General features: G+C 56.9%; 20 protein-coding genes and 2 tRNA genes. 16 read left to right on the top strand and 6 right to left on the bottom strand.

Going from position 1 to position 25,343, the window contains the following annotated elements; genetic code table 11:
• Positions 1-23 precede the first annotated feature (23 nt).
• The gene (locus ENH71_RS08545; RefSeq protein WP_294134618.1) at positions 24-1,349 is read left to right on the top strand and encodes a M18 family aminopeptidase; all 1,326 of its coding nucleotides are present in this window, start codon (positions 24-26) and stop codon (positions 1,347-1,349) included.
• Position 1,350: 1 nt separating this feature from the next.
• Here the strand turns inward: ENH71_RS08545 and mnmC are convergent, their stop codons facing one another.
• Positions 1,351-3,402 carry a bifunctional tRNA (5-methylaminomethyl-2-thiouridine)(34)-methyltransferase MnmC2/FAD-dependent 5-carboxymethylaminomethyl-2-thiouridine(34) oxidoreductase MnmC1 gene (gene mnmC, locus ENH71_RS08540; RefSeq protein ID WP_294134621.1) on the bottom strand — a complete coding sequence of 684 codons (2,052 nt, stop codon included), beginning with the start codon at positions 3,400-3,402 and terminating at the stop codon, positions 1,351-1,353.
• A 125-nt stretch (positions 3,403-3,527) separates the two neighbouring features.
• Between mnmC and prfB the strand changes: the two genes are divergently transcribed.
• From prfB to ENH71_RS08520, 4 genes are all read left to right on the top strand, one after another.
• A protein-coding gene (gene prfB / locus ENH71_RS08535; protein ID WP_294134624.1) for a peptide chain release factor 2 occupies positions 3,528-4,623 on the top strand; the annotation gives its coding sequence in 2 pieces (ribosomal slippage) (positions 3,528-3,599 and positions 3,601-4,623; 1,095 coding nt in all).
• Positions 4,624-4,627: 4 nt separating this feature from the next.
• Complete coding sequence (gene lysS, locus ENH71_RS08530; RefSeq protein WP_294134627.1) at positions 4,628-6,157, top strand: lysine--tRNA ligase; 1,530 nt, start codon at positions 4,628-4,630, stop codon at positions 6,155-6,157.
• Positions 6,157-6,837 (top strand): uracil-DNA glycosylase, encoded by a 681-nt coding sequence (gene ung / locus ENH71_RS08525; protein WP_294134630.1) that lies wholly within the window; start codon positions 6,157-6,159, stop codon positions 6,835-6,837. The genes lysS and ung overlap by 1 nt, the downstream gene beginning before the upstream one ends.
• Before the next feature lie 3 nt (positions 6,838-6,840).
• Positions 6,841-8,028 (top strand): NAD(P)/FAD-dependent oxidoreductase, encoded by a 1,188-nt coding sequence (locus ENH71_RS08520; RefSeq protein WP_294134632.1) that lies wholly within the window; start codon positions 6,841-6,843, stop codon positions 8,026-8,028.
• Between the two features lie 2 nt (positions 8,029-8,030).
• On the opposite strand, the gene queD is transcribed toward ENH71_RS08520, so the two are convergent.
• Entirely contained in the window at positions 8,031-8,387 is a 357-nt protein-coding gene (gene queD, locus ENH71_RS08515; protein ID WP_294134634.1) for a 6-carboxytetrahydropterin synthase QueD, read from the bottom strand.
• Positions 8,388-8,526: 139 nt separating this feature from the next.
• Here queD and ENH71_RS08510 point away from each other — a divergent pair.
• From ENH71_RS08510 to pepN, 9 genes are all read left to right on the top strand, one after another.
• Positions 8,527-8,602: transfer RNA gene (locus ENH71_RS08510), tRNA-Val, on the top strand.
• A 51-nt stretch (positions 8,603-8,653) separates the two neighbouring features.
• A tRNA-Asp gene (locus ENH71_RS08505) sits at positions 8,654-8,730 on the top strand.
• Positions 8,731-8,905: 175 nt separating this feature from the next.
• On the top strand, positions 8,906-9,880 hold the full coding sequence (locus ENH71_RS08500; RefSeq protein ID WP_294134635.1) for a 1-aminocyclopropane-1-carboxylate deaminase/D-cysteine desulfhydrase: 975 nt from the start codon (positions 8,906-8,908) through the stop codon (positions 9,878-9,880).
• Positions 9,881-9,934: 54 nt separating this feature from the next.
• Entirely contained in the window at positions 9,935-12,205 is a 2,271-nt protein-coding gene (locus ENH71_RS08495; protein ID WP_294134637.1) for a zinc-dependent metalloprotease family protein, read from the top strand.
• Between the two features lie 107 nt (positions 12,206-12,312).
• On the top strand, positions 12,313-13,203 hold the full coding sequence (locus ENH71_RS08490; protein WP_294134639.1) for an NAD(+) kinase: 891 nt from the start codon (positions 12,313-12,315) through the stop codon (positions 13,201-13,203).
• On the top strand, positions 13,196-14,032 hold the full coding sequence (locus tag ENH71_RS08485; protein ID WP_294134641.1) for a rhomboid family intramembrane serine protease: 837 nt from the start codon (positions 13,196-13,198) through the stop codon (positions 14,030-14,032). Before ENH71_RS08490 ends, ENH71_RS08485 begins: the two co-directional genes overlap by 8 nt.
• Positions 14,033-14,076: 44 nt before the next feature.
• Entirely contained in the window at positions 14,077-14,343 is a 267-nt protein-coding gene (locus tag ENH71_RS08480; RefSeq protein ID WP_414704708.1) for a YeaC family protein, read from the top strand.
• Positions 14,344-14,388: 45 nt separating this feature from the next.
• Complete coding sequence (locus ENH71_RS08475; RefSeq protein ID WP_294134644.1) at positions 14,389-15,219, top strand: DUF2797 domain-containing protein; 831 nt, start codon at positions 14,389-14,391, stop codon at positions 15,217-15,219.
• Positions 15,220-15,246: 27 nt separating this feature from the next.
• Complete coding sequence (pepN, locus tag ENH71_RS08470) at positions 15,247-17,970, top strand: aminopeptidase N (RefSeq protein ID WP_294134646.1); 2,724 nt, start codon at positions 15,247-15,249, stop codon at positions 17,968-17,970.
• 91 nt (positions 17,971-18,061) lie between these two features.
• Here the strand turns inward: pepN and ENH71_RS08465 are convergent, their stop codons facing one another.
• Positions 18,062-19,303, bottom strand: coding sequence for a PQQ-dependent sugar dehydrogenase (locus tag ENH71_RS08465; RefSeq protein WP_294137669.1), 1,242 nt, complete (start codon positions 19,301-19,303; stop codon positions 18,062-18,064).
• Between the two features lie 369 nt (positions 19,304-19,672).
• On the opposite strand from ENH71_RS08465, the gene ENH71_RS08460 reads away from it, so the two are divergent.
• The gene (locus tag ENH71_RS08460) at positions 19,673-20,026 is read left to right on the top strand and encodes a hypothetical protein (protein WP_294134650.1); all 354 of its coding nucleotides are present in this window, start codon (positions 19,673-19,675) and stop codon (positions 20,024-20,026) included.
• 619 nt (positions 20,027-20,645) lie between these two features.
• Here the strand turns inward: ENH71_RS08460 and acnB are convergent.
• Positions 20,646-23,240 carry a bifunctional aconitate hydratase 2/2-methylisocitrate dehydratase gene (acnB, locus tag ENH71_RS08455; RefSeq protein WP_294134653.1) on the bottom strand — a complete coding sequence of 865 codons (2,595 nt, stop codon included), beginning with the start codon at positions 23,238-23,240 and terminating at the stop codon, positions 20,646-20,648.
• Positions 23,241-23,403: 163 nt separating this feature from the next.
• Between acnB and ENH71_RS08450 the strand changes: the two genes are divergently transcribed.
• Positions 23,404-23,859, top strand: coding sequence for a DUF1289 domain-containing protein (locus ENH71_RS08450; protein ID WP_294134656.1), 456 nt, complete (start codon positions 23,404-23,406; stop codon positions 23,857-23,859).
• A 41-nt stretch (positions 23,860-23,900) separates the two neighbouring features.
• On the opposite strand, the gene ENH71_RS08445 is transcribed toward ENH71_RS08450, so the two are convergent.
• Together ENH71_RS08445 and ENH71_RS08440 are read right to left on the bottom strand one after the other, a co-directional pair.
• On the bottom strand, positions 23,901-24,698 hold the full coding sequence (locus ENH71_RS08445; protein WP_294134657.1) for a UDP-2,3-diacylglucosamine diphosphatase: 798 nt from the start codon (positions 24,696-24,698) through the stop codon (positions 23,901-23,903).
• Positions 24,699-24,713: 15 nt separating this feature from the next.
• Positions 24,714-25,220 carry a peptidylprolyl isomerase gene (locus tag ENH71_RS08440; protein ID WP_294134659.1) on the bottom strand — a complete coding sequence of 169 codons (507 nt, stop codon included), beginning with the start codon at positions 25,218-25,220 and terminating at the stop codon, positions 24,714-24,716.
• Between the last annotated feature and the right edge of the window lie 123 nt (positions 25,221-25,343).

The following is a 25,343-nucleotide window of genomic DNA, read 5'->3' as shown; positions in this document are numbered from 1 at the left end:
TTCCCCCCGGGGACAGGACAATCGTGGAAAAACTTTCGTTTAATGAAGGACTGCTGCAGTTTCTGCAGCAGTCACCGACGCCGTTTCATGCTGTGCAAACCATGCAATCCACCCTGCACAAGGCCGGGTTCGAATTGCTTAATGAGGAGGACACCTGGCACCTAAAGCCAGGTGGCCGCTATGTTGTTCAGCGCAATGGCTCATCCATTATTGCCTTTACCCTGGGTCAGGGTGATCCCGCCGAATCCGGGTTCCGGATGAGCGGGGCGCACACCGACAGTCCCTGTCTCAAACTAAAACCCAATGCAGTGATGCCACCCAATCCGCAAACCGGCGGCGCCCTGCAGTTTGCCGTTGAGGTCTACGGCGGGATGTTGATGGCGCCCTGGTTTGACCGGGATCTGTCATTGGCGGGCAGGGTCGAGTATCGCCTGGGCGACGGATCACTGGGATCCGCGTTGCTGGACTGGCAGCGGCCGCTGGCGACCGTGCCCAGCCTGGCCATTCACCTGGATCGTGAAGCCAACAGCAACCGTACCATCAACGCGCAAAAGGATCTGCCACCGGTGCTGGCGCTGCAAACCTCGGCCGCCGATTTTGATTTCCAGGACTGGATCATTAACGCCTTGCGCGAGCAACAGGGCGTCGACAATGTCGACAGCGTGCTGGCGCACGAGTTGTACTTCTATGATACACAGGCTCCGGCCATGATAGGGCTGCATGAAGACTTTATCGCCTCCGCGCGGCTGGATAATCTGTTGAGCTGTTATGTGGGACAGCAGGCTCTGCTGACAGATAATACGGCACCGGCAGAGAGCTTTGCCTTACTGGTATGCAATGACCATGAAGAAGTAGGCAGCAATTCTGCCTGCGGTGCGCAGGGTCCGTTCCTGCGTTCGGTGCTGGCGCGCATCAGTGCGCAGCTGGGCAGCGGTGACGCGGCCGAGTCTGTGGAGCGCATGACACGGCGCTCGCTGTTCCTGTCCATAGACAACGCCCATGGGCTGCACCCCAATTTTGCTGACAAACACGATAACAATCACGGCCCGTTGCTGAATCAGGGACCGGTTATCAAGGTCAATGCCAACCAGCGCTATGCCACCAACAGCCGCACTACCGCGCTGTTCAAAGCCCTGTGCGAGCAGACCGGGGTGCCGGTGCAAGCGTTTGTTGTTCGCAGCGACATGGGTTGTGGCAGTACTATCGGGCCCGTCACCGCTGCCGGACTCGGTGTCGAGACCATTGACATCGGTGTGCCTACCTATGGCATGCATTCGATTCGGGAGCTGGCGGGCAGTGATGATGCCTGGTATCTGGCGCGCGTCGTCAAACGCTTCTTTCAATCCTGAGTCAGCGCTTTGCCTGATTGTGCTGCCGTCGTCGCTGGCGCCGGATAAAGCGTATCGGGGATACACATTCAGCCAGAGCCAGCGGCAGGGGACTGGCTTCACCCACGGCCAGGCAGGCAATATGCTCGGCCAATACCGGGCAGCTTGCCGTGCCGTGTGACCCATGACCGGTGGTAATATACAGGCCGGGCAGCGGCGCCGGGTCTGTCAGTGTCTTAGCCGGATCGTGGGGGGGCAGGTGTTGAGTGCCGCCGTACCGGGTTTCCGGTAAATCCGGATCCGGAACGCTGCCGGCAATGGGCATATAGTCGCCCGAGCTACCCCGGATACTCGCCCGGCCGCGCAGCTCAGCGGGGGCATCCAGCGCCAGTTGATCACGAACCAGCGCCGATTTTTCCAGATTTCCGACCTGCTCCTCTGCTGTCAGTTCCGTTCCGACACTGCCCTTGACATAACTGGCGCCGATGCAATGTTGTCCGTTACTGCTTAGTGGAGCCAGGTATCTTTCGCTGCAAACCACCATCTTCAGGTCAGAACTCTGGCTGCTGGCCGGCACCTCGGTGATCTGTCCGCGTAGCGGGGATACCGGGTATGACGCGGTTTGCCGGAAGTCACGTGCTGCATAGCTGTTGGCAACAATCAGGATATCGCTGTCAGTCAGCTGCCGGTGCTGATCATCCAGTGTTTGCCAGCGTCCGTTGTGGTTTTCAATAGCGACAACACGAATGCCACGGCGCACCGTGATTAGCGGGTGGTCAAGGCAAACGCGGCAGGTGGCGGCCGGGTTCAGCCAGCCTCCACGAGGTTGCAGGTAACCGTCCTCCGGCAAACGAATGCCGCTGATTGCCTGCGTCTGAGCGGCGCTCACCTTGTGCAGCAGTTGCGTCGGATAGTGCGAATAGACAGCGCCGTCAACTGTCGCTGCCGCTTTGCCGCTTTGATGCCGGGTGTTGGTATAGGCGCTGTCCAGCGTCAGTACGCCACAACTGTGCCAGTCAATGGCATTGTTGCTGATCCGCGCCAGGTCTTCGTAGTAGCGCAGCGCATACAGGTAGCTGTGCAGATGAAATTGCCAGTGGGTATCGGCCTGCTTGTTCAGCCGCATTTGCACAACGGCCTGCGAATTGCCCGATGCACCTTGTGCGATATCAGCCAATTGTTCCAGTACCGTCACCGTTACACCGCGGCCGGCCAATGCCCTGGCCGCAGTCGCCCCTGCCAAACCGGCGCCGATAACGACTGCGCTTTGCCTGCGCTGCGCGTCAGGGGTGCCATCAGGAGTGCCATCAAGGGTGTCATCATCTCCGGCTTTGCGGGCGAACAGCATCTGGCGTTTGTTGCCGAAGCCCTGACGCTTCTCCACAGCAAAATTCAACTCGCGCAGCGCTCTGACCACACGTCCGGTCACACTGTAGCTACTCAGGGTGGTGCCGGTCCTGCTGAGTCCGGCGATACAGTCCAGGATATCCTGACTCCATAGCTCGGGGTTGTGCGCCGGCGTGAAACCGTCAAGAAACCAGGCATCGACACCGGCACCCGGGCTGCACTGCTGTTGCAGCAGGGCCAGTGCATCTCCGTAGTACAGGTCCAGTAAGATGGCAGGCGCCCGATCATCGTTCGCGCGCAGTATCAGACGGTGATAACCGCCGCTGTGGTCGGGATAGTGTGCCAGCAGTTCGCTGCTCAGGTCGGCAAGCTCCGGCCACTGCAACAGCGCCTGCTGCAATGCTGCATGGCTCAGCGGGTGTTTTTCACAGCTGATGAAATGCAGTCGTAAACGCTGACAACCGGTCTGTTGCCACAGGCGCCAGCAGCTCAGGAAATTGAGGCCAGTGCCAAACCCCAGTTCCGCGACAGTAAAGACGCCCGGATTGACCTGCTGTTCTGCTGCCAGCCATCTTGCCTGCAGGTCATTGGCGCGCAGAAAAACGTGTTCGGTTTCGGCCAAACCACCCTGACGGGAAAAATACACGTCATCGTAGTCCGGAGAGAAGGGCGCGCCGTCATCCTGCCAGGTGATGTGAGCGTTCTGGATGTCACTGGGTTGGGTCATGCCGGCGATTGTACCGTATTTGGGTGAGGCACCGCTGTGCGAAACAATCGCCGTGTGAAATGCGCGGCTGAGTGGTGTAAAATGCCGCTCTTGTGATTTTCGCCCGACGACAGACAGGATATTTCATGGAAATTAGCCCTTTACTCCATAAAATCAAAGACTTTACCGAGCGTACCGATACGCTCAGGGGGTATCTTTGACTACGACACCAAAAAGGAACGGCTGACCGAAGTCGAGCTGGAGTTGGGTGAGTCGACGGTTTGGGACAATCCCGAACTGGCGCAGGCGCTGGGCCGTGAGCGCTCGAACCTGGAAAACGTGGTGGGCACCATCGATCGGTTGTACACCGGGCTGGCTGACAACAGCGAGTTGTTGCAGCTGGCCAAAGAGGAGAGCGACGCCGACCTGCAGGCGGAAGTGGAGTCTGAACTCAATGCTCTGGAAGTTGAGCTTAATGGTCTGGAATTCCGTCGCATGTTCTCCGGTAAAATGGATGCCAACGGTGCCTATCTGGAAATTCAGGCCGGCTCCGGCGGCACCGAAGCGCAGGACTGGGCCGAGATGCTGATGCGTATGTATATGCGTTGGGGTGAAGACAAGGGCTTTGCGGTTGAGGTGATGGACGTGTCTTCGGGCGAAGTCGCCGGCATCAAGGGCGCAACCCTGCATTTTGGTGGTGAGTATGCGTTTGGCTGGTTACGTACCGAAACCGGTGTTCACCGTCTGGTCAGAAAATCGCCCTACGACTCCGGTAATCGTCGCCATACCTCGTTCAGCTCGGTGTTTGTATCACCGGAAATTGACGACGATATCGAGATTGATCTGGATATGTCGCAGGTCCGTGTGGACACCTTTCGCTCCAGCGGCGCCGGCGGCCAGCACGTCAATACCACTGACTCGGCCATTCGTCTGACGCACGAACCCACCGGCATTGTCGTGCAGTGTCAGAACCAGCGTTCACAACACAAGAACAAGGATCAGGCCATCAAACAACTGAAGGCCAAACTCTACGAGCTGGAAGAACTCAAACGCAAGGAAGAAGCGCAGGCCGTGGAAGCAGAAAAGTCCGACATCGGCTGGGGCAGTCAGATTCGCTCCTATGTGCTGGACCAGTCCCGTATCAAGGATCTGCGCACCAATGTGGAAAATACCAATACCGGCGCCGTACTTAACGGCGACCTGGACCGTTTTATTGAAGCCAGTTTAAAAATGGGATTGTGATCAGATGACCTCCAGCAACGACCAGACCGCAACAACCGGTGCCGATCAGGCTCTGAACGCGCAGGAAGAAAACAAGCTGATTGCCCAGCGCCGGGACAAGCTGCACGCCATCCAGGCCAAACGCAATGCGTTCCCGAATGACTTCCGGCGCGACACCCTGGCCAGCGAGATTCACGCCGAATTTGCCGACACCAGTCGTGAAGACCTGGAAAAGCTGGCACGCCAGGTCAAAGTGGCCGGACGTCTGGTGCGTCAACGGGGTCCGTTCTCGGTGATACAGGATGTCAGTGATGCACTGCAGCTTTACGTTAATCACAAGGCCCTGTCGCCGGAACAGATGGAAGAAATCAAGGGACTTGATCTGGGGGATATCGTTGGCATTGAGGGCGAAGTCTTTCGCACGGGAAAAGGTGAGCTGACAGTCAATGTCAAATCGCTGCAGCTGCTGACCAAGGCGCTGCGTCCGCTGCCCGACAAATGGAAAGGCCTGTCTGACACCGAAGTGCGTTATCGCCAGCGTTATGTTGACCTGATCGCCAATGAGGAATCACGTCGCACTTTCATGCTGCGCTCGCAACTGGTCAACAGTATGCGCGATTACTTTCATCGGCACCGTTTCATGGAAGTGGAAACGCCGATGATGCAGGTTATTCCCGGTGGTGCCACCGCCAAGCCTTTTGTGACGCATCACAATGCGCTGGATCAGGCCATGTATTTGCGCATTGCGCCGGAGCTCTATCTGAAGCGTCTGGTCGTAGGCGGATTTGAGCGCGTGTTTGAAATCAATCGCAACTTCCGTAACGAAGGTCTGTCGACACGACACAATCCGGAATTCACCATGGTGGAGTTCTATCAGGCCTACGCCGACTATCATGACCTGATGGACTTTACCGAAGATATGTTCCGTACCATCGCCATGGAGGTGCTCGGTACCACCAGGCTGACCTATCAGGGGCTGGAGATCGACTTTGCCGAGCCCTTTACGCGTTTGCCCGTGAAGGATTCCATTTTGCAATACTGCCCCGAGGTGAAGCCGGAGCAGCTTGAAACCCGCGAGGCAGCGGCCGCACTGGCGCAGTCCTATGGCATCAAGCCCGAAGCAGGTTGGGGCGTGGGCCGCATCGTGATGGAAATATTTGACGAGAAAGTCGAGCATCATCTGTTGCAGCCAACCTTCATCACCGAATACCCCACCGAGGTGTCACCACTGGCACGGCGCAATGACCACAACCCTGAGGTCACTGACCGCTTTGAACTGATCATTGGCGGCCGCGAACTGGCCAACGGTTTCTCCGAGCTGAATGATGCCGAAGATCAGGCCCTGCGGTTCCGTGAACAGGTCGATCAAAAAGACGCCGGTGATGATGAGGCCATGCATTACGATGCCGATTACATTACCGCGCTGGAATATGGCATGCCGCCGACAGCGGGCGAGGGCATTGGTATTGATCGTCTGGTCATGCTGTTTACCGATGCACCGTCGATCAAGGATGTGCTGCTGTTTCCGCATATGCGCCCGCTCAAAGAATCGTAATGCCACGCGATATTCAACTGGAGGCATCCTGGAAAGATCTGCTGGCAGATCAGTTTGATCAGGATTATATGCAGGCGCTGCGACGTTTTTTGCAGGCTGAGAAACGGCAGGGCAAACAGATTTATCCGGCCGGTGCGGACATTTTTAATGCCCTGAACAGCACGCCGTTTGCGCAGGTGAAAGTTGTCATTCTGGGGCAGGATCCGTATCACGGTCCGGACCAGGCCCACGGCCTGTGTTTCTCGGTGCGACCGGGCGTAGCGTTGCCGCCGTCACTAAAGAACATCTACAAAGAAATACACGCCGACCTGGGTCTGCCCATCGCCCGCAGCGGCTGTCTGGACGCCTGGGCGCGACAGGGTGTGTTGTTATTGAATTCAGTGCTGACTGTTACTGCCGGCCAGGCGGCGTCGCACCAGGGCAAGGGCTGGGAAGTCTTCACCGATAGAGTGATCAGTGTGCTGAACGAACATGGGCAGAATCTGGTGTTCCTGTTGTGGGGCAGCTACGCGCAGCGCAAAGGTGCCATGATTGATCGCGAGCGGCACCTGGTATTGCAGTCGCCGCACCCCTCGCCGTTGTCTGCCCACCGCGGCTTTTTTGGCAACCAGCATTTTTCCCGCGCCAATGCCTGGTTGTGTGAACACAATAAAACGCCTATTGACTGGCGAGTGGAGTAACTGATGAGCGACGCCCTGGCACTCAAAGACAGTAACAGCGATGCACGATGCCTGATTATCGGCGCCAGCCATGCCGGGTCTCAGCTGGCAGTGAACCTGCGCAAAAATGGTTGGACCGGAGAAATTGTTCTGCTCGGTTCCGAGGCGCAGCTGCCGTATCACCGGCCACCTTTGTCAAAAACCGTGATGGCGGGCAGTAAAACGCTGGACAATATTCTGCTGCGCCCGGAAGCCATGTATGCCAGCAATGATATTACGCTGCGTCTGGCGAGCGATGTGGCCAGTATCATGCCGGAGCAGAAACAGGTTGTGCTTGCCGGCGGTGAAACCCTGACATACGACAAACTGGCACTGTGTACAGGTGCCCGGCCCATCAAATTACCGCTCGGTGATGGTCTGGACGGGGTGTGTTATCTGCGCAGCTACGCTGATGTCGAAACCATCAGGCAACAGCTTGAGGGCAAACAGCGCGCTGTGGTCATTGGTGCCGGTTATATCGGCCTGGAGGCGGCAGCGGTGATGACGCAGCTCGGTCTGCAGGTTACCGTGCTGGAACGTGCGGACCGGGTACTGCAGCGGGTTACCGGTGAGCAAGTGTCACAGTACTTCACCGATCTGCATCGCTCCCATGGCGTTGAAATCGTCTGTGGCGCCGAGGTCACCGGTATCAACGGGCAACATGTCGTCGATTCAGTTCATTGCGCCGATGGCAGCAGCTATCCGGCCGATATCGTCATTGTGGGCATTGGCGTGACACCGGAAACCAGGCTGGCACAGGACGCCGGTCTGAGAATCGAGAACGGTGTTTATGTCGATGAATACTGCCGTACCAGCGACGCGGATATTTACGCTGCCGGCGATTGTGCCTCGTATCCGGATGCGCGCTATCAGCGCCGGGTGCGGCTGGAATCCGTGCAGAATGCCAATGATCAGGCGCGCATTGCCGCCATCAATATTTGCGGTGGTAACGCTGTCTACCAGGTCACGCCATGGTTCTGGTCTGATCAGTTTGATATCAAATTGCAGTCAGTGGGTTTGTCAGATGGTTTTGATGAGGCGGTACTTGACGGCAGTCTTGATCCGGCTGATGCCGGGGGCTTTGTGATTCAGTATCTGCGCGCTGGCAGGTTGATTGCAGCTGACTGTGTCAGGCGCCCGAAAGACTTCATGGCGCTGAAGGCAAAGCTATAACGTCAGACGCCGGTGTAAATGCAGCCGCTGGTGCAGGTTTCGCGAATTTCGATGCGACACAGTTCGGGCAGCAGGGGCTCTAGTTGTTGCCAGATCCAGCGCGCAATGTTCTCGCTGGTCGGATTGGCCAGTCCTTCGATGTCGTTCAGATAGTGGTGATCGAGCTGTTCCCAGACTGGTTTGAACGCTTTTTTAATATCACCAAAATCCATGACCCAGCCGCTGTGTTCGCCCACCGGACCACTGACCACTATCGTCACCTGAAAGGAGTGACCGTGCAGTCGTGCGCACTTGTGGCCGGCCGGTACATTGGGCAGGCGGTGTGCTGCTTCGAAGGTGAATTCTTTGTAGATTTCCATAGGGCGGCAAGTCTAACGCCAGCCTTGCAACTTGTACAGAGGCGGCGCATGCCCGGCATCATGATGGTTGTTATTAAATCTTAACATTTTGTTTGACATGCCAGCTCAAGTCGGTAAAATGCGCGTCACTCAACACAGCGGGTTGTTAGCTCAGTTGGTAGAGCGTCGCCCTTACAAGGCGAATGTCGGGGGTTCAAATCCCTCACAACCCACCAACAAATGGCTCGTTGTTAACGTCATTTGATGTTAAAGTGTTGCGCTACCGTGGACCGGTAGTTCAGTTGGTTAGAATGCCGGCCTGTCACGCCGGAGGTCGCGAGTTCGAGTCTCGTCCGGTCCGCCATTATTATGTGTTCCTGTTGTCAGCCTGGCTGGCAACAGGTTTCACACTCCCGGCACTACCCCCTCCCCAAGAAGCAACTTAAGCAAACAACGTACGCGAAAAAGCACCCGAAAAAACCAAAGTCAATTCTGCTTTTGTACCCACACATGCCGTTACGCCTTACGGACTGTCTGTCATGATAACCAGCGACCACATCTGCGTTCAGCCTGTGCACGATGACTTACTGTTGCAACATGATGTCAGCCTGCGGCTGGTCAGATTTGATCTGGCACACCCAATGGTGGGTGGTAACAAATGGTACAAGCTGCAGCAAAACCTGATGCTGGCCCGCGAACAGGGTGCGACGCGACTGCTCAGTTTTGGCGGCGCCTATTCCAATCATATTTACGCCCTGGCCGCAGCCGGCGCAGAGTCCGGATTCGACACCTGTGGCGTCATCCGGGGCGAACTGGTGACGCCATTGAATGCCACGCTGGCATTTGCCCGCGCCAGGGGTATGCAATTGATTCCGGTCAGTCGCACCGATTACCGGCGTCGCAGCGACCAGGACTTCGTAGACGAACTGCGACAGCTTTATGGTCCGTTTTATCTGATTCCCGAAGGCGGCGCCAATGAGGCGGGCGTGCGTGGTTGTCAGGCCATGGCGACACAACTGGCGGCGCGGGTGCCTGATCTGGATAACTGCGAAATTGCGCTGGCCTGCGGCACCGGCACCACGCTGGCGGGTCTGCTCAGCGGTCTGCGATTGCTGCGGCGCTCCCGGTTGTCGTCTCTGCCGCCTTCTGTGCTTACCCCTCAAACGGCCGTGCCGCGACCGTTTGTCCGTGGCATCGCCGTGCTCAAGGGGGCTGACTTTTTACGTGCTGACATTAATAGCTGGCTGGCGCGACTGGATTCATCCACCACTGACCAGGACTGGTGCCTGGAAACGGCCTATCACGGCGGTGGCTATGCGCGCGCCGGGCAGGACCTGCTGGACTTTGTCGCGAATTTTCAGCGCATGCACGATATTCCACTGGAGCCGGTCTATACCGGTAAGTTGTTGCAGGCACTTTACAAACGTATCGCTGCCGGCCTGTATGCACCCGGCAGCCGCCTTCTGGCCTTACACACCGGGGGTTTGCGTCCTGCTGCCGACGCAGTGTGGTAAAATTTCCCACGGCGAGGTATGCTATCCACCATTGCTGATTTTATGTGTCAATTTATGCCAATCTTGCCAACAATTCACGCCCGCCATCGCCTCTGGTTGCTACCCCGGCCACACCGGCTGTCGATCCTGATCCGGCGCGGTCTGGTGGCGATGGCACTGGTTTTGATGACGTTGGGAACAGGGCTGGCGCACGCCGATCAGACAGCTTGGCCGGCACGTCCGGCGACCGCGACTGTGGCCGCGCCGGTCAGCTTTACCCGCAGCGACCTGGCAGCCTTGCAGGAAGGCAACGAATTTCATTTCACACTGCCTGGCAACGGCCTGGTGCTGACCGCCTCAGGTCAGACGCTGAACGTTCTGCACGGCCGGATTACTCACGAGGCCTCCTACATCAATGGTGACCGGGTGCTGCGCGGCGTGGGTGTGGCGCAGGACCTGGGTTTTGTCCTGACCCTGGGAGACAATTCGCTGTTTGCCGATCTTGGTATCGAAAACCAGCGCTGGGTGATAGCGGCCGAGGGCAATCACACCCTGAATGGCTGGTTCTATCAGCCAAATGGCACGCTGGGCGCAGGTGCCGAGTCAGACTTTGTCATTCCGCGTCAGGATCCGGCGCGCCAGCGTCAGACTGAACCACTGACATTGCAAGGACCGGTTGCGGCAAGTCCGGCTATTGCCGGCTCACAGGCTGGCCTGCAGATTAGTCAGCGTTTTAGCCGGGATGTGGTAACCCTCGGTGAGCCGGCGGAAATCGAGGTTGTTGTCGAATTTGCTAATCAGAGCAGCCGCACCGTCTCGGGCCTGCGTGCCGATATTTATTTTATTCTGGAAGATGCCACGCTGGTCAGCGCGCCAGCCTGTCGTCCTCGCACGACGCAGTCATCACCACCACAGCCGGTGCTGAGTTGTGAGCTCAGTGGTTCGCTGGCCCCGGGGGCCAGTCGCTCGCTGAGTTTTATCGTCAGTGTCGGGCCCCGCACCGAACCCGGCCGTGTGGTCAGTACTGTGATCATGGGCGATATCCGCAGCGATGCCCATCTCAATGTCGTCAACGATGTTGTCGGCGCGGGTGGACAAGGCAGTATGAGCCCGTTTAACCAGCAATTGGCCAGTCAAAGTCACATCGACAGACTGGGCAATGTGGTTATTGATGTCATGGCGCTGTATACCCCGGACGCGCAGGCGGTATATGGCGTTCACACGATTACCCGGATCAATCAGTTGATCAGTGTGGCGAACCAGATTTATCACGACAGTGGCATCGGTATCACGCTGCGTCCGGTTTACCATGGTGGCGTCGACTACCCTGCGGCACAGGCCGGTATGCATACCATGCTGGAACAGCTGACCTATGGCGAGCATCCGGCGTTTGCTCATGTCGCCGCCTTGCGTGAACGCTACGGCGCGGATCTGACGGTGGTCTTCCGGCCGTTGGCAGCGCAAAGTGCCATGTGTGGCCTGGCCAACCTGGGTGGTTATCGCACCAACGGCGATCTGACTGCCTTTGATGACCGTGACTTTGCCTATTCCCTGGCTGCCATTGATTGTCCGGTCAGCGGGGTGTTGGCGCACGAATTTGGTCACAACATGGGGCTGACCCATTCGCATCGCGAGGACGGCGGCGGCGGCACCTTCCGTTTTGCCACCGGTCATGGTGTTGATCACAGTTTTGCTACCGTGATGGCCAATCCCAATGCTTTCAGTGCCAGCCAGCGACTACCCCTGTTCTCCAGTCCGGAACTTGACTGTGCGGGACTGCCGTGTGGTGTTGATCATCGCGATGAGCGCTTTGGCGCCGATGCGGTCAGGGCACTCAATCTGGTGCGCTTCCAGGTTGCCGGGTTCATGCCGACACGAGTGGCTGATCGGCGGGGCCGGCTCGCCGGTTCGACTGATGGCAGTCCCACTGCGACCTATATCGGCATGGCGGCCAGCACCGATAAGGGCCTCAGTAACGCTGCATCGGTGGGCCTGTCGCAAACCATGGACATCACCGCCGAGTTTTATATCACCCCCTCCCATATCGGGCGTCGTGGCCACTTTCATGTGCTGGCAGATCTCAGCAGTGCCGGCCTCGGCTTTGTTCAACTGACTGCCCGGGGCGAGGTGTTTGACTGGCAGGGTGATGTTGACAAGCTGGTCGCATTTGCCGCTGCCGACACTTTAAGCTCGGTTGAGTATCTGCATATATTGAATGATTTCAAACCTTTGCCAGAGCTTGCCGGTACGCCGATCGTGCTCTTTGTGGCCTATCGTCTGCTGGACTCGGGGGAGCTGATATACACCCCGGAGCCCATGGTGATTGACATCAAAACCACGCCCTGACCGCCTGCCATTCAGCAATCGCCCGCCGCAGTCCCCGTGTTATACTTGCCAGCGTTTGATTTCGCGAATCAACAATCACATTCAGGCAGCCGGTGGGACGCATTGTTATGGCGACATTTAAACAGATTGGCCTGGTCGGGCGACCCGGGCATTCCGGTGTGGTGGATACCCTGGGGCGGCTGATCGCGTTTCTGCACTCGCGCCAACTGGATATCGTGCTGGAACACAGCACTGCCGAACTGTTGCCGTCCACCTCGTTGCCGGTCTGTCAGCGTCACGAGCTGGGTGCTGAAAGCGATCTGGTAGTGGTTGTCGGTGGTGATGGCAGTATGCTCAATGCCGCCCGTGGCCTGGTCAATCATGATGTTCCGGTGCTGGGGATCAACCGGGGCCGTTTGGGTTTTCTCACCGATATCCGTCCCGATGAAATCGAGGAGACGCTGGGTGCTGTGCTGGACGGCCGCTATCACGAAGAATCCCGTTTCATGCTGGAGTTTGAAGTGTCCCGTGATGGCAATCTGTTGCCCGGCGGTACCGCTCTGAATGATGTCGTGTTACATCCGGGTACTGCCGCGCAAATGATAGAGTTTGAGCTGTTTATCGCTGGCCAGTTTGTCAATTCCCAGCAGTCCGATGGCCTGATTGTGGCAACGCCAACCGGTTCCACGGCGTATTCGCTGTCAGCCGGCGGTCCCATTATGCACCCCAGCCTGAATGCCCTGGTACTGGTGCCGATGTACCCCCATACCCTCAGCAGTCGTCCGTTGGTGGTTGATGCCGGCAATGAAATCCGGGTCAGGGTTGTCAAGCAGCGGGCGATTTCGCCGGTGATCAGCTGCGATGGCGTGGTGCGTTTTCATACTGAACCGGGTGATGAAATCATTATCCGCAAAAAGACAACGCCGCTGCGGCTGATTCATCCGCTGGACTACAATTACTACGAAGTGTGCCGCAGCAAACTGGGCTGGGGCAATCGTTTGGTCAGAGACGATGCATAGAGCCGTTGCCGTTGACGCCGCGCTGGATCTGCGTCCTTTTGTCCGCTATTTGCAGTCCCGCTCAATACCGCATCACATCACTGAAGAATCCGGTAACCTGGTGGTGTGGGCGCGCTCCGAGTATGAAGCAGGGCAGATAGCCCATATGTTTGCGCAGTGGCAGGCCAATGCGCTGGATGTTCCCGCGGAGTCTGATGCAGCGTCTGCCGTGCCGCTGTTTTCCGGCAAGAGTTTTTTACAGAACCTGTTGCGGGCGATCTGGCTGGCACCGGTCAGCATGGTCCTGATAGGGGTTTGTCTGCTGGTCGCGCTGGTCAGTAATCTGGGGGCTGATCCGATGGCCGTGCGCGGTCTGTTTTTTCCGGACCTGCGCCAGACCGGTGTGCTGGAATCGCCGCTGGTGTTTGTGCGCACAATGACGCCGGCGCTGCTGCATTTCGGCGCCGTGCACCTGATCTTTAATCTGTTATGGCTGTGGTACTTTGGTCGCATGATAGAACCGGTACTGGGCTGGTGGCGTACTCTGGGACTGATATTGCTGACCGCGTTCGTCGGCAACATGGCGCAATACCTGTGGTCGGGCAACGGCATGTTTGGTGGCATGTCGGGCGTGGTCTATGGCCTGATTGGTTTTATATGGATGTGGCAGACCACGCAGCCACAGTCAGCATTGCGTTTGCCCACTGCCATGATCATGGTGTTTCTGGTGGCGCTGGTATTAATGGGTGTGCTGGCTCCGGGCATGATCGCCACCGCCGCGCATGCCGGTGGTTTGCTCGGTGGTATGGCGGCCGGCGCGGTGCTGGGCAAGTTGTTGAGTAGCAGATGAGGAATCTTATGTCTGACAAAAATATCGAATCGCTGCAGGACATTATGGCAATGATGAATCCTGAAGTGCATATGAATCTGAAAACCGCGGTGGAGCTCGGACGCTGGCCGGACGGGCGCAAACTGAGTCCGGAGCAACTGGAATACTGTATGCAGGCCATTATCGCCTATGAACAGGAATGCCTGCCCGAAGAACAGCGCGTTGGGTACATCGACCGTACCGGCCTGAAAACAACTGAATGTGATGACCCGGTTGCGGAAACGGAGCAGGACCACAACAAGGTTATGCCTATCAATGTGACCAAACACTGAGCCGGCTGCAGTCAGCTGCCGAACGAACAGGGGAGAGAACAAGGGATGGATGTACTGGCCCATGGCCTGATGCGCAAAATGCACAGTCGACTGCAGGCGCCGGTAGACTATGGCCTGCCGTTGGCAGACACAGTCACACCGATGAACGCGCTGCTGGGCAAAACTGTCAGGCTGCGTTACACCGGCACGATTCAGTGCGTGCATTGCGGCCGCAATACCAACAAGAGTTTTAATTCAGGTTATTGTTACCCCTGTTTCCAGTCATTGGCACAATGCGACAGTTGCATTATTCATCCGGAAAAATGCCACTATGATCGCGGCACTTGCCGCGAGCCGGCTTGGGGCGAAGAATTCTGCATGCAGGATCATATCATCTACCTGGCCAATTCTTCCGGCATCAAGGTGGGCATTACCCGGGCCACCCAGGTTCCCACGCGCTGGGTTGATCAGGGAGCAGTGCAGGCCTTGCCGATAGTCAGGGTCAGAACCCGATTACAAAGCGGCGCGCTGGAAGTGATGTTCAAACAGCACGTCGCCGATAAGACCAATTGGCGTGATATGCTGCGCGAAGGTGACCAGGTGGTTGATCTGCATGCTGAAAAAGCACGCTTGCTCGACCTTTGCCATGACGATCTGCAGGAATTGACACAGCGCTTTGGTTTTCACGCCATCAGTGTGCTGAACGGTATCGACCCAATCGAAATCAGTTATCCGGTTCAGGGTTTTCCTGACAAGATCACATCCTATAATTTTGACAAAGACCCCCTAGTGGAAGGCACACTGCTTGGCATCCGGGGTCAGTATCTGATGTTCGACGGCGGCGTTATCAATATCCGTCGTTACGCCGGCTACCACATAGAATTGAGCTGTTCATAGAGTACGGCTCCAAGAGGTAAAAAGAGTATGCGAGACGCACAGGCCAGAACAATCTTTCTTAAAGACTACACGGCTCCGGCATTTCTGATTGAGAAAACAGAATTGCATTTCGATCTGGAGGAAACGCAGGCCCGCGTTTCCTCACGGTTGCTGATTGGTCGCAATCCCGAGCTGGCAGGCAATGACCAGGACACACTGCAGCTTGATGGCCAGGACATGGTGCTGGAATCACTGCGCATTGATGGCACAGAGTTGACGTCGGACGATTACGAGATTGCCGACGAATCTCTGACCATCAGGGCGCTGTCGTCGTTTGCCAGCCAGTCACTGGACGAGGGTTTTGTGCTGGAATGCGTCACGCTGATAAAACCTCAGGAAAATACCAGTCTGGAGGGTCTGTATAAATCACGCACGATGTTTTGTACGCAGTGCGAGGCAGAGGGCTTTCGCAAAATCACTTACTATCTGGACCGACCTGATGTGATGTCGGTGTTCACCACCACCATTGTCGCGGATAAACAACGATACCCGGTACTGTTGTCCAATGGCAACGATATTGCGCGCGGCGATCTGGACAATGACAGACACTGGGTGAGCTGGGAAGACCCGTTCCGCAAACCCTGTTATCTGTTCGCTCTGGTTGCCGGTGATCTGCGGCACATCGAGGACACCTTTACCACGTGCACGCAGCGTGACATTTCCCTGCGCATCTTTGTGGAAGAGAAAGACCTCGACAAATGCGATCACGCCATGGCCTCACTGAAACATGCCATGCGCTGGGATGAAGAAGTTTACGGTCGCGAATACGATCTCGACATCTTCATGATCGTGGCGGTTGATGATTTCAATATGGGCGCCATGGAAAACAAGGGCCTGAATATATTCAACACGTCCTGCGTATTGGCTAACCCGGCCACTACCACTGATCTGGCATTCCAGCGCGTGGAATCGGTGGTGGCGCATGAGTATTTCCACAATTGGTCAGGTAACCGGGTCACCTGTCGTGACTGGTTCCAGCTCAGCCTGAAGGAAGGCTTCACGGTGTTTCGTGATGCCGAATTCTCCGCTGACATGGGATCGCGTAGCGTGAAACGTGTTGAAAACGTCAGCTTCCTGCGCACCGCGCAGTTTGCCGAAGATGCCGGGCCCATGGCGCATCCGGTGCGACCTGATTCCTATATGGAAATCTCGAATTTCTACACCCTCACCATTTATGAAAAAGGCGCTGAAGTTGTGCGCATGATTCGTGAGCTGCTGGGCCCGGAAAATTTCCGCGCCGGTTCTGACCTGTACTTTGAACGTCATGACGGACAGGCGGTGACTACTGAAGATTTTGTGTGCGCGATGGAAGATGCCAGCGGCATGAACCTGACCCAGTTCCGGCGTTGGTACACGCAGGCGGGTACCCCACAGCTTAAAATCAGCGACAATTACGATGCGTCAGCGCAGACCTATGAGTTGCTGGTCAGACAGTCTTGCCCGCCCACGCCTGATCAATCACACAAAGAGCCCTTGCATATTCCCTTGCGCATGGGTCTGCTGGATGCTGATGGCAATGAGTTGCCGCTGGTGCTGGATGGCGATCAGGGGGCGCTTGCGACTGCCCCGACCGAACGCGTGCTGGAGGTGACGCGCGAGGTGCAGAGTTTTGTGTTCAAGGGCATTCGCAGCAAGCCTGTGCCGTCACTGTTGCGCGGATTCTCGGCGCCGGTGAAACTGTATTTTGATTGCTCGCGTGATGACCTGCTATTTATCATGACCCGTGACAGCGACGGTTTTAATCGCTGGAGTGCAGCCCAGGATCTCGCCGTCGCCGTGATCCAGGAGATGCTGACGCAACAGCAGGCCGGTGAGCAGCCGCAGATTGATGTGCGTCTGATCAATGCCGTGGGTGATGTGCTGCGCAGCGCGGTCGATGATGCGCGCGGCGCGGGCGAACTGGATCAGGCCATGCTGGCGCAGTTACTGAGTCTGCCATCGGAGGCCTATCTGGGCGAGTTGTCTGATGAAATTGACGTTGACGGTATTCACGTCGTGCGTGAAATGCTGGCCGATACACTGGCGGCGACGCACACGGAAACGTTTGCCGAGCTGTACGCGTTGTGCCAGTCTGATGCGCCGTACAGCCCTGATGCGCTAAGCATTGCCCGGCGTGCGCTGAAAAATTGTTGCTTGGCCTACCTGGTGCGCACACAGGAGCCAGGCTGGCTGGAAGTATGCGCCGGGCAGTTTACTGACGCCGGCAACATGACCGACGTGGATGCGGCGCTGCGCCTGCTGATCAATAGCCGTGCACCGGAGGCAGAGCCGTTGCGTGCGCAGGCGCTGGCTGATTTCTATCAACGCTGGCAGCACGAGTCACTGGTGGTCAATCAGTGGTTCAGTGTACAGGCCATCGCATCACGTCCGGGTACCCTGCAGCAGGTGAAAGCGCTGATGACACACGAGGCGTTTGATATCCGCAACCCCAACAAGGTGCGCGCCCTGATCAGTGCTTTCTGCAATATGAACGCAGTCAACTTCCACGATCTCAGCGGTGAAGGCTACACCTTCCTTGCCGATCAGGTCATTATCCTGAACCGTCTGAACCCGCAGATAGCGGCGCGGCTGCTGACACCGCTGACGCGCTGGAAAAGATACAACCCGGCACGTCAGCATCTGATGAAAGCACAGCTCGAGCGTGTGCAGGCAGACCCCGAGTTGTCCAAGGATGTTTACGAAGTGGTCAGCAAGAGCCTGAAGTCCAGCTAAGCTAAAGAAGTAAAGGGGGCGGGTAAAAGAAAGGAAAGAAAGGGGACGGAGGAGATAAACTCCTCCGTCCCCTTTCTTTTACCTTTACATTTCAGTTGGCAGGTGTGATACGAAGTATACGGTCGGGTTGTTCGCGATGATCGGGTGTCATCTGACGCCCGTCATGGTTACTGGTGCCCACGTAGATCGATCCGTCTGGACCTGTCGCCAGCGCCCGCAGGCGGCCATAGACACTGTTACCATCACCATCATTGAACCAGCGCTCCATGTGGGTAGGCCGGGTGGGGTCAGCCGGGTCCTGAAAACGAATGCGCATCAGGTTCTGTCGGTCCTGTGGCTGGAAGCCGAGCACGGATACAAAAAGATCGTTCTTTAATTCAGGCATCAGGTCACCGGTATAAAACATCACGTCCCCGGGCGGTGATGAGGGCACAAAAGTCAGGATCGGATCGACGTAGTCCGGTGAGTCGATGGCACCGACAAAGATCGGCCAGCCATGATGACGTCCGCCTTCCAGGACGATGATGCGGTCATGGGCCATTAACTGGTCTTCGCCGGTGGGGCCGTGGTCGCCGGCAAACAGATTGCCGGTACCGGGCTGCCAGCTCAGACCGTGGGGGTTGCGCATGCCATGCGCCCAGATCGGGTTGCCCGGCCAGGGGTTGTCTGCCGGCACTTCGCCTTCGGGTGTGATGCGTAGCACGGCGCCTGACAGGTCTTCCAGGTCATTGGAGCGCTGGCGCTCGAAGGCATCGCCCGTGGCCACATACAACATGCCGTCGTCACCAAACTGCAGCGTGCCGCCACTGTGGCTGCCACCCCGCGCCTGGGCAGCGAGTTCGTCATACAGGATGGTTTCCGCACCCGCCCGGCCCTGACTTTCGGTGTAATAGCTGATGCGGTTGTATGGGCCTTCGTCGGTCATATAGGTGTACATGACATATACGCGGGGGTCTGCCGGATAGTCCGGGTGAAATGCCAGGCCGGTGAGGCCGCTTTCGCCCTGAAAGAAAATACGTTCTTCAATGGACAACCAGGGCTCCGGGTCCATCACGCCGTCGGCAGAAATGATGCGGACACGTCCGGGTCTTTCAGTGACAAACATTCTGCCATCGGGAGCAAACTTGATTGCCCAGACCACCTGCAGGTCGGTGGCAAACTCTTCTACCTGATAATCTGCCGGCGACGGAACCCATTCCATCTGCGGCATCGGCGGCAGCTCGCCACGGATGATCTCATCCTGTGCCAGCAGCGGCATCGACACGCAGGACAGCAGGGCGCTGCACAAAGCGGTGACCATGGGTTTTTTCAGGTTGAAGTTCCAGTTTTTCATAGTGATATCCAGATACGTGAAATTGTAGCGTTTCAGTATAGGGTGCGCTTTGTTGCGCGTCACGTCACTCTGCCGCGCCGTTGCTGCCATGCACCGTGTTGTCGATTCAGTTTCCATTCAGTCGTGACGTGTTTCAGTGTCATGCGGAGAGTTGGTGAAATTCACCAACAGATAGTCGCCAATGAGAAAAATAGGTGGTTGGCATTGTTGTGGTTTTTTCCAATATTTTTAAAAACATTATAAATCAATAGCCTGAGGTGAGTTCGAATGTTGGCACGGAAGCTGCTATTCACTAATCAAGGCTGAAAAAATATCGGAAGCTGACACAACATTGGCTGAAGCCGCAAATAAATATGGAGAAAAAACAGCATGATCAGATTGATAGCATTGGTACTGGTGGCAGCAAGCATGACGGGCTGTCTGTTCGTCGTCGATTCGCGGGAGAGCATCGGTGATCAGCAGTGGAGTGAGGGGGAGCTGGATCGGGTTGAAGTCGGGAGAACTGATGCCGGCTGGATTCGAAACAATTTTGGTGCCCCGGACCGGGTAAGCACTTATGACAATGGCATGGAGGTGTGGCGTTATCGCAACACGTCGGAGTCGGAGTCGGAAATCGGTCTGTTCCTTTTGTTCAATATCAACATCGAGAAGGAAACGGCGGAGACCCTGGCGTTGGAGATTCGCGATGGGGTGGTGACAGATTATTGGGTTGAGAAGCGCTGACAGAACTCACCTTTGGTGTCGGGGAGTTGCTGCACGGTCCCCGACGCCCTTTTTATTCTGGTTTGGATTGAGTGCCGGACGGCCAGCGGGTGTGCCCTTTTTGAGATCGGGCCGGCCAGCGGGTAGCAGATTCAGCCCGACCGCTTCCTTTCACGGATCACCCGGCGGGGCGCCTATGATTTAAAAAACGGGCGACCTCGCTCGCTTCGCGGGCTCGGGACTCAAACAGTCCTCCCGCTGATCGGGTGATCCGCAAAAGGAAAAACGCGGCCTGATTGGGCTGAATTCAGCTACCCGCTACCCGGCCCTCGTGCAAGCCTGCGGCGACAGAACTCGGAATTCATTCACAAGGCTCGGGTGGTGGGTATGAGGCTCATGCCCAATCAGGCCGCGTTTCTCCTTTTGGCATTCACCGGAAAAAGCGGTAGGACTGTCTGAGTCCGGAGCGGCACAGCCGCGACGTCGAGTTCCGCACCGCCCGGTGAATGACAAAAGGAGGCGGTCGGGCAGGAGTCTCATACCCACTGCCCGGGCCGCTCTATAACGAAAGCATTGATAGTGTCCCTCCGATTCCCGGCCCGCTCTCTAAAAAGAAGCAACCGGAACCGGAGGGAACAGGTCAGGCGACGTCAGCGATGTTGGTTACCGGAATCGCTTTCTGGCGCTCGGCGGCCTCCATGTAGGACTTGATCTCGTTGAAGTTCAGGTAACGGTAGATGTTATCCGACATGGTTTTCACGTTGCCCATGTATGACATGTACTCGTCCATGGTCGGGATCTTGCCCAGCGCCGACGCCACCGCTGCCAGTTCCGAGGAGGCCAGGTAAACATTGGCGCCATCGCCCAGACGGTTGGGGAAGTTACGCGTCGACGTTGAAATCACCGTGGATCTGGGTGCGACCCGAGCCTGGTTACCCATACACAGCGAACAGCCCGGCATCTCGGTACGCGCACCGGCAACACCAAAGACGCTGTAAATGCCTTCTTCAGTCAGCTGGTGCTGATCCATCTTGGTCGGCGGGGAAATCCACAGACGTGTCGGCAATGTGCCCTCCACCTGTTTCAGGACTTCACTGGCCGCGCGGAAATGGCCGATGTTGGTCATGCACGAACCGATAAACACTTCATCGATCTTGGTGCCCTGCACAGCGGACAGTGTTTTTACATCGTCCGGATCGTTGGGGCAGGCCAGCAACGGCTCCTTGATCTCGTTCAGGTCGATTTCGATGATTTTGTGATACTCGGCACCGGCATCCGGTTCCATCAGCTTCGGATCTTCCAGCCAGGCTTCCATGGCACGGGCACGACGCTCCAGGGTACGGGCATCGCCGTAACCTTCGCTGATCATCCAGCGCAGCAGAGCGACATTGGAGCGGAAGTACTCCTTGATCGGCTCTTCGCCCAGACGGATGGTACAGCCGGCGGCGGAACGCTCGGCAGAGGCATCAGACAGCTCAAACGCCTGTTCAACTTTCAGATCCGGCAAGCCTTCAATTTCCAGGATGCGACCGGAGAAGATGTTCTTTTTGCCTTTTTTGGCCACCGTCAGGTCGCCTGACTGAATCGCAGCATAAGGGATGGCATTAACCAGATCGCGCAGGGTAATCCCCGGCTGCATCTCGCCCTTGAAACGGACCAGCACCGATTCCGGCATGTCCAGCGGCATCACGCCGGTGGCTGCCGCGAAGGCGACCAGGCCGGAGCCGGCCGGGAAGGAGATACCCAGCGGGAAACGGGTATGTGAATCACCGCCGGTGCCAACGGTATCAGGCAGCAGCATGCGGTTCAGCCAGCTGTGGATGATGCCGTCGCCCGGACGCAAGGCGACACCGCCGCGGGTCTGAATGAAGTCGGGCAGGGTGTGCTGGGTGTCGATGTCGACCGGCTTGGGGTACGCGGCGGTGTGACAGAACGACTGCATCACCAGGTCCGCCGAGAAGCCCAGACAGGCCAGATCTTTCAGCTCGTCACGGGTCATCGGGCCGGTGGTGTCCTGGGAGCCGACGGTGGTCATCTTGGGTTCGCAGTAGCTGCCCGGACGCACACCTTTGACGCCGCAGGCCTTGCCGACCATCTTCTGTGCCAGCGTGAAACCATTGTCACTGTCGGCAACCTGGAAGGGGATACGGAACACGGTTGAGTGCGGCAGGCCCATTGAGGCACGTGCCTTGTCGGTCAGGCCGCGGCCAATGATCAGCGGGATGCGGCCACCGGCGCGCACTTCATCAAGCAGTACATCGGTTTTTAATTCGAAGTCACAGACCGGCTCATCGGTCCCGTGTGCCAGCACCTTGCCCTCGTAGGGATAAATGTCGATAACATCACCGGTGTTCATGTTTTCCACATCACACTCGATAGGCAGGGCGCCGGCATCTTCCATGGTGTTGAAGAAGATCGGGGCGATTTTGCTGCCGATGCAGATGCCACCGTCGCGCTTGTTGGGAATGTGCGGGATATCATCGCCGATGTTCCACAGCACCGAGTTGGTGGCAGATTTGCGTGACGAACCGGTTCCCATGACGTCGCCTACCAGGGCTACCGGATGGCCTTTTTTCTTCAATTCGGCAATTTGTTCGGCGGCGTTGGTGACACCTTCGCGTGGCATCTTGTACATGGCCAGCGCATGCAATGGAATGTCAGGGCGCGACCAGGCATCAGGCGCGGGAGACAGGTCATCGGTATTGGTTTCGCCAGGCACCTTGTAAACTGTGGCGGTCAGCTTCTTCGGCACTTCCGGGCGGTTGAGGAACCACTCGGCATCGGCCCAGGATTGCATCAGCGCCTTGGCATTGGCGTTGCCGGTTTTGACTTTCTCTTCCACGTCATGGAAGGCATCAAACATCAGCAGCGTGTGCTTGAGCTCTTCGGCAGCGGCTTCGCCCAGCTCCTTGTCGTCGAGCAGGTCTACCAGAGTGGTGATGTTATAACCACCGAGCATGGTGCCCAGCAGCTTGACGGCATGTTTTTTATCGATCAAAGGGGAGTTTACTTCGCCTTTGGCCAGAGCGGACAGGAAACCGGCTTTGACATACGCGGCCTCATCAACACCTGCCGGCACCCGGTTAGTGATCAGATCCAGGATGAAGTCTTCCTCGCCAGCCGGCGGGCTCTTGAGCAGATCGACCAGTTCGGCAACCTGCGCTGCGTCCAGTGGTTTGGGCACAATACCCATTTCAGCGCGTTCGGCCACGTGTTTGCGGTATGCTTCTAACACAGTTATCCCCTCTGGTTCGGTAATGATGATAGATTCGGTAAGCGGTGAAAAATGGGTGCTGATTTTAGTGTAAAATGGTGAAAATTTCCAGTTGTACGTCCACCCATGCCGTACTATCAGACCAAACAGGCAGCTTTGCCGACCCAACAGGCCGAGACACGTTATGACTAAAGCAGCGGTGAAAACGCCGTGCATCGGAATTTGCTCTACCACCTCGGTGGGCGACCCCATCTGTCGGGGCTGCAAGCGTTTTGCGTTTGAAGTGATCGACTGGAATGCCTACTCGGAAGAGGAGAAGTGGGCGGTACTGCAGCGTCTGGAGGCGCTGGTGCAACCTATTGTGGAGGACCGCTTTATCATCCGCTCCCCGCAGACCCTGGCCGCAGGCCTTAAACGTCAGGCAGTGCCCTGCAACCCGGCTATGTCACCGGCCAGCTGGCTGCACAGTCTGCTGAAAAAGCGGCACCGCCAGATTCAGGATCTGTCGGGTTATGGTGTCGAAATTCGTGATGAATGGCGTCATCTGACACTGGCCGATCTGGCAGAGGATATGGATGTACAGCTACTGCGCCTGTGTGAGGCACATCAAACCCGGTACTTTCCCGAACTGTCTTCCTGAACGCCTGGCCCTGAAGATGCTCTGATGGCATCCATGTCAGGTCACGCTTTTGCAGATCTTGCCGGGTCGGCCTCTGCTGCCGGTTCAGGGTGTGCCAGCGGCTTGAGATCGTAGCCCTCAGGGCTGAATTCGAGCACCCATGCCTTTTGGTCCCAGCTTCCGAGCACAATACGCACGGCCTCATCGCTGCCATTGATGGCTTCGTGCAGGCGGATGGTGTGAATGCCGGGTCGGTGGGTATGGCCGTGAATCAGGATGTTGACCTGCAGGGTTTCCAGCAACTTGACGACTTCCTGATGAGTGACATCCATGATGTCGGAAGCTTTGTGGCTGTTGGCATCCTGACTTTTCTGACGGATCTGCTGCGCTACCATGTGTCGCTCCAGCAATGGCCGTTCGAGAAACGCCTGCTGCCAGGCCGGATCACGCATCTGCTTGCGGAACGCCATGTAGGCGCTGTCGCGGGTACACAGGCTGTCGCCATGCACCAGCGCGACCCGCCGACCATAACACTCGATCACCGTGGGTTCTGCCAGCAGAGTGGCGCCGCAGCGGGCCGCGTAATCCTGCCCAATCAGGAAATCGCGATTGCCATGCATCAGGTAGATGCCGGCACCGGCCTGGCTAAGTGTCATCAGGGCATCGGCAACGGCGTCGGCCACGTCACTCTGATCATCATCACCCACCCAGGCCTCGAACAAATCCCCGAGAATGTAGATCGCATCGGCCCCGGTGGCCCGCGTGCGCAGCAGCACAAGCAGACTTTGCAGTATGGTCGGGGTGTCCGTGTCCAGGTGCAGATCGGAGATGAACAGGGTTTTGTTCGGGCTTTTACTCATACTCGTCGCTCATACTCAGAGATTGTCCGGGTAAGTCACTTCCGTTGCGGTGATAACGACTTCATCCAATGGTACATCCTGATGACCGCCAACATAACCGGTTTTACACTGTTTGATGCGATTCACCACATCCATGCCGTCAGTGACTTTACCGAAAACGGCATAACCCCAGCCCTGCGAGGTTTTATTCTTGTGGTTCAGAAAGCCGTTGTCACCGACATTGATGAAGAATTGTGAGGTCGCTGAATGCGGGTCCGAGGTGCGGGCCATCGCCAGTGTGCCAATCTCGTTCTTCAGGCCGTTGTCGGCTTCGTTCTGAATCGGTTCGCCATTGTCCTTTTGCTCCATGCCCGAGCTGAAGCCGCCGCCCTGAACCATGAAGTTGTCGATAACACGGTGGAAGATGGTGCCATCGTAGAAGCCGCTACGGGCATAGGCCAGGAAATTGGCTGCTGACAGGGGGGCGTTGGCAAAATCCAGTTCAATCTGGATGTCGCCGTAGTTGGTTTTAAAAACAATCATGATGCTCTGTACTCTTTGTATTTTGTATTTTGTATTCGGGTTAGTTGTAGATGATAAAGGCCACTAAACGTATACTAATGGCTTTAAGCCTCCTGAGAAAGCAGAATTGCCACTATGACAGAC

Origin of the sequence: Pseudohongiella sp. (genome assembly GCF_011050365.1) — a bacterium.
Taxonomy (GTDB): Bacteria; Pseudomonadota; Gammaproteobacteria; order Pseudomonadales; family Pseudohongiellaceae; genus Pseudohongiella.
This window is presented reverse-complemented; position numbering and strand designations above follow the sequence as displayed.

Coding starts and splice junctions, on each gene's coding strand:
- mnmC (WP_294134621.1), bottom strand. CDS start 3,402: ATGACCCAACCCAGTGACATCCAGAACGCTCACATCACCTGGCAGGAT.
- ENH71_RS08450 (WP_294134656.1), top strand. CDS start 23,404: ATGACTAAAGCAGCGGTGAAAACGCCGTGCATCGGAATTTGCTCTACC.
- ENH71_RS08480 (WP_414704708.1), top strand. CDS start 14,077: ATGGCAATGATGAATCCTGAAGTGCATATGAATCTGAAAACCGCGGTG.
- ENH71_RS08485 (WP_294134641.1), top strand. CDS start 13,196: ATGCATAGAGCCGTTGCCGTTGACGCCGCGCTGGATCTGCGTCCTTTT.
- ENH71_RS08440 (WP_294134659.1), bottom strand. CDS start 25,220: ATGATTGTTTTTAAAACCAACTACGGCGACATCCAGATTGAACTGGAT.
- ENH71_RS08495 (WP_294134637.1), top strand. CDS start 9,935: ATGCCAATCTTGCCAACAATTCACGCCCGCCATCGCCTCTGGTTGCTA.
- ung (WP_294134630.1), top strand. CDS start 6,157: ATGCCACGCGATATTCAACTGGAGGCATCCTGGAAAGATCTGCTGGCA.
- queD (WP_294134634.1), bottom strand. CDS start 8,387: ATGGAAATCTACAAAGAATTCACCTTCGAAGCAGCACACCGCCTGCCC.
- ENH71_RS08520 (WP_294134632.1), top strand. CDS start 6,841: ATGAGCGACGCCCTGGCACTCAAAGACAGTAACAGCGATGCACGATGC.
- ENH71_RS08490 (WP_294134639.1), top strand. CDS start 12,313: ATGGCGACATTTAAACAGATTGGCCTGGTCGGGCGACCCGGGCATTCC.
- pepN (WP_294134646.1), top strand. CDS start 15,247: ATGCGAGACGCACAGGCCAGAACAATCTTTCTTAAAGACTACACGGCT.
- ENH71_RS08475 (WP_294134644.1), top strand. CDS start 14,389: ATGGATGTACTGGCCCATGGCCTGATGCGCAAAATGCACAGTCGACTG.
- ENH71_RS08460 (WP_294134650.1), top strand. CDS start 19,673: ATGATCAGATTGATAGCATTGGTACTGGTGGCAGCAAGCATGACGGGC.
- ENH71_RS08500 (WP_294134635.1), top strand. CDS start 8,906: ATGATAACCAGCGACCACATCTGCGTTCAGCCTGTGCACGATGACTTA.
- ENH71_RS08465 (WP_294137669.1), bottom strand. CDS start 19,303: ATGAAAAACTGGAACTTCAACCTGAAAAAACCCATGGTCACCGCTTTG.
- ENH71_RS08445 (WP_294134657.1), bottom strand. CDS start 24,698: ATGAGTAAAAGCCCGAACAAAACCCTGTTCATCTCCGATCTGCACCTG.
- lysS (WP_294134627.1), top strand. CDS start 4,628: ATGACCTCCAGCAACGACCAGACCGCAACAACCGGTGCCGATCAGGCT.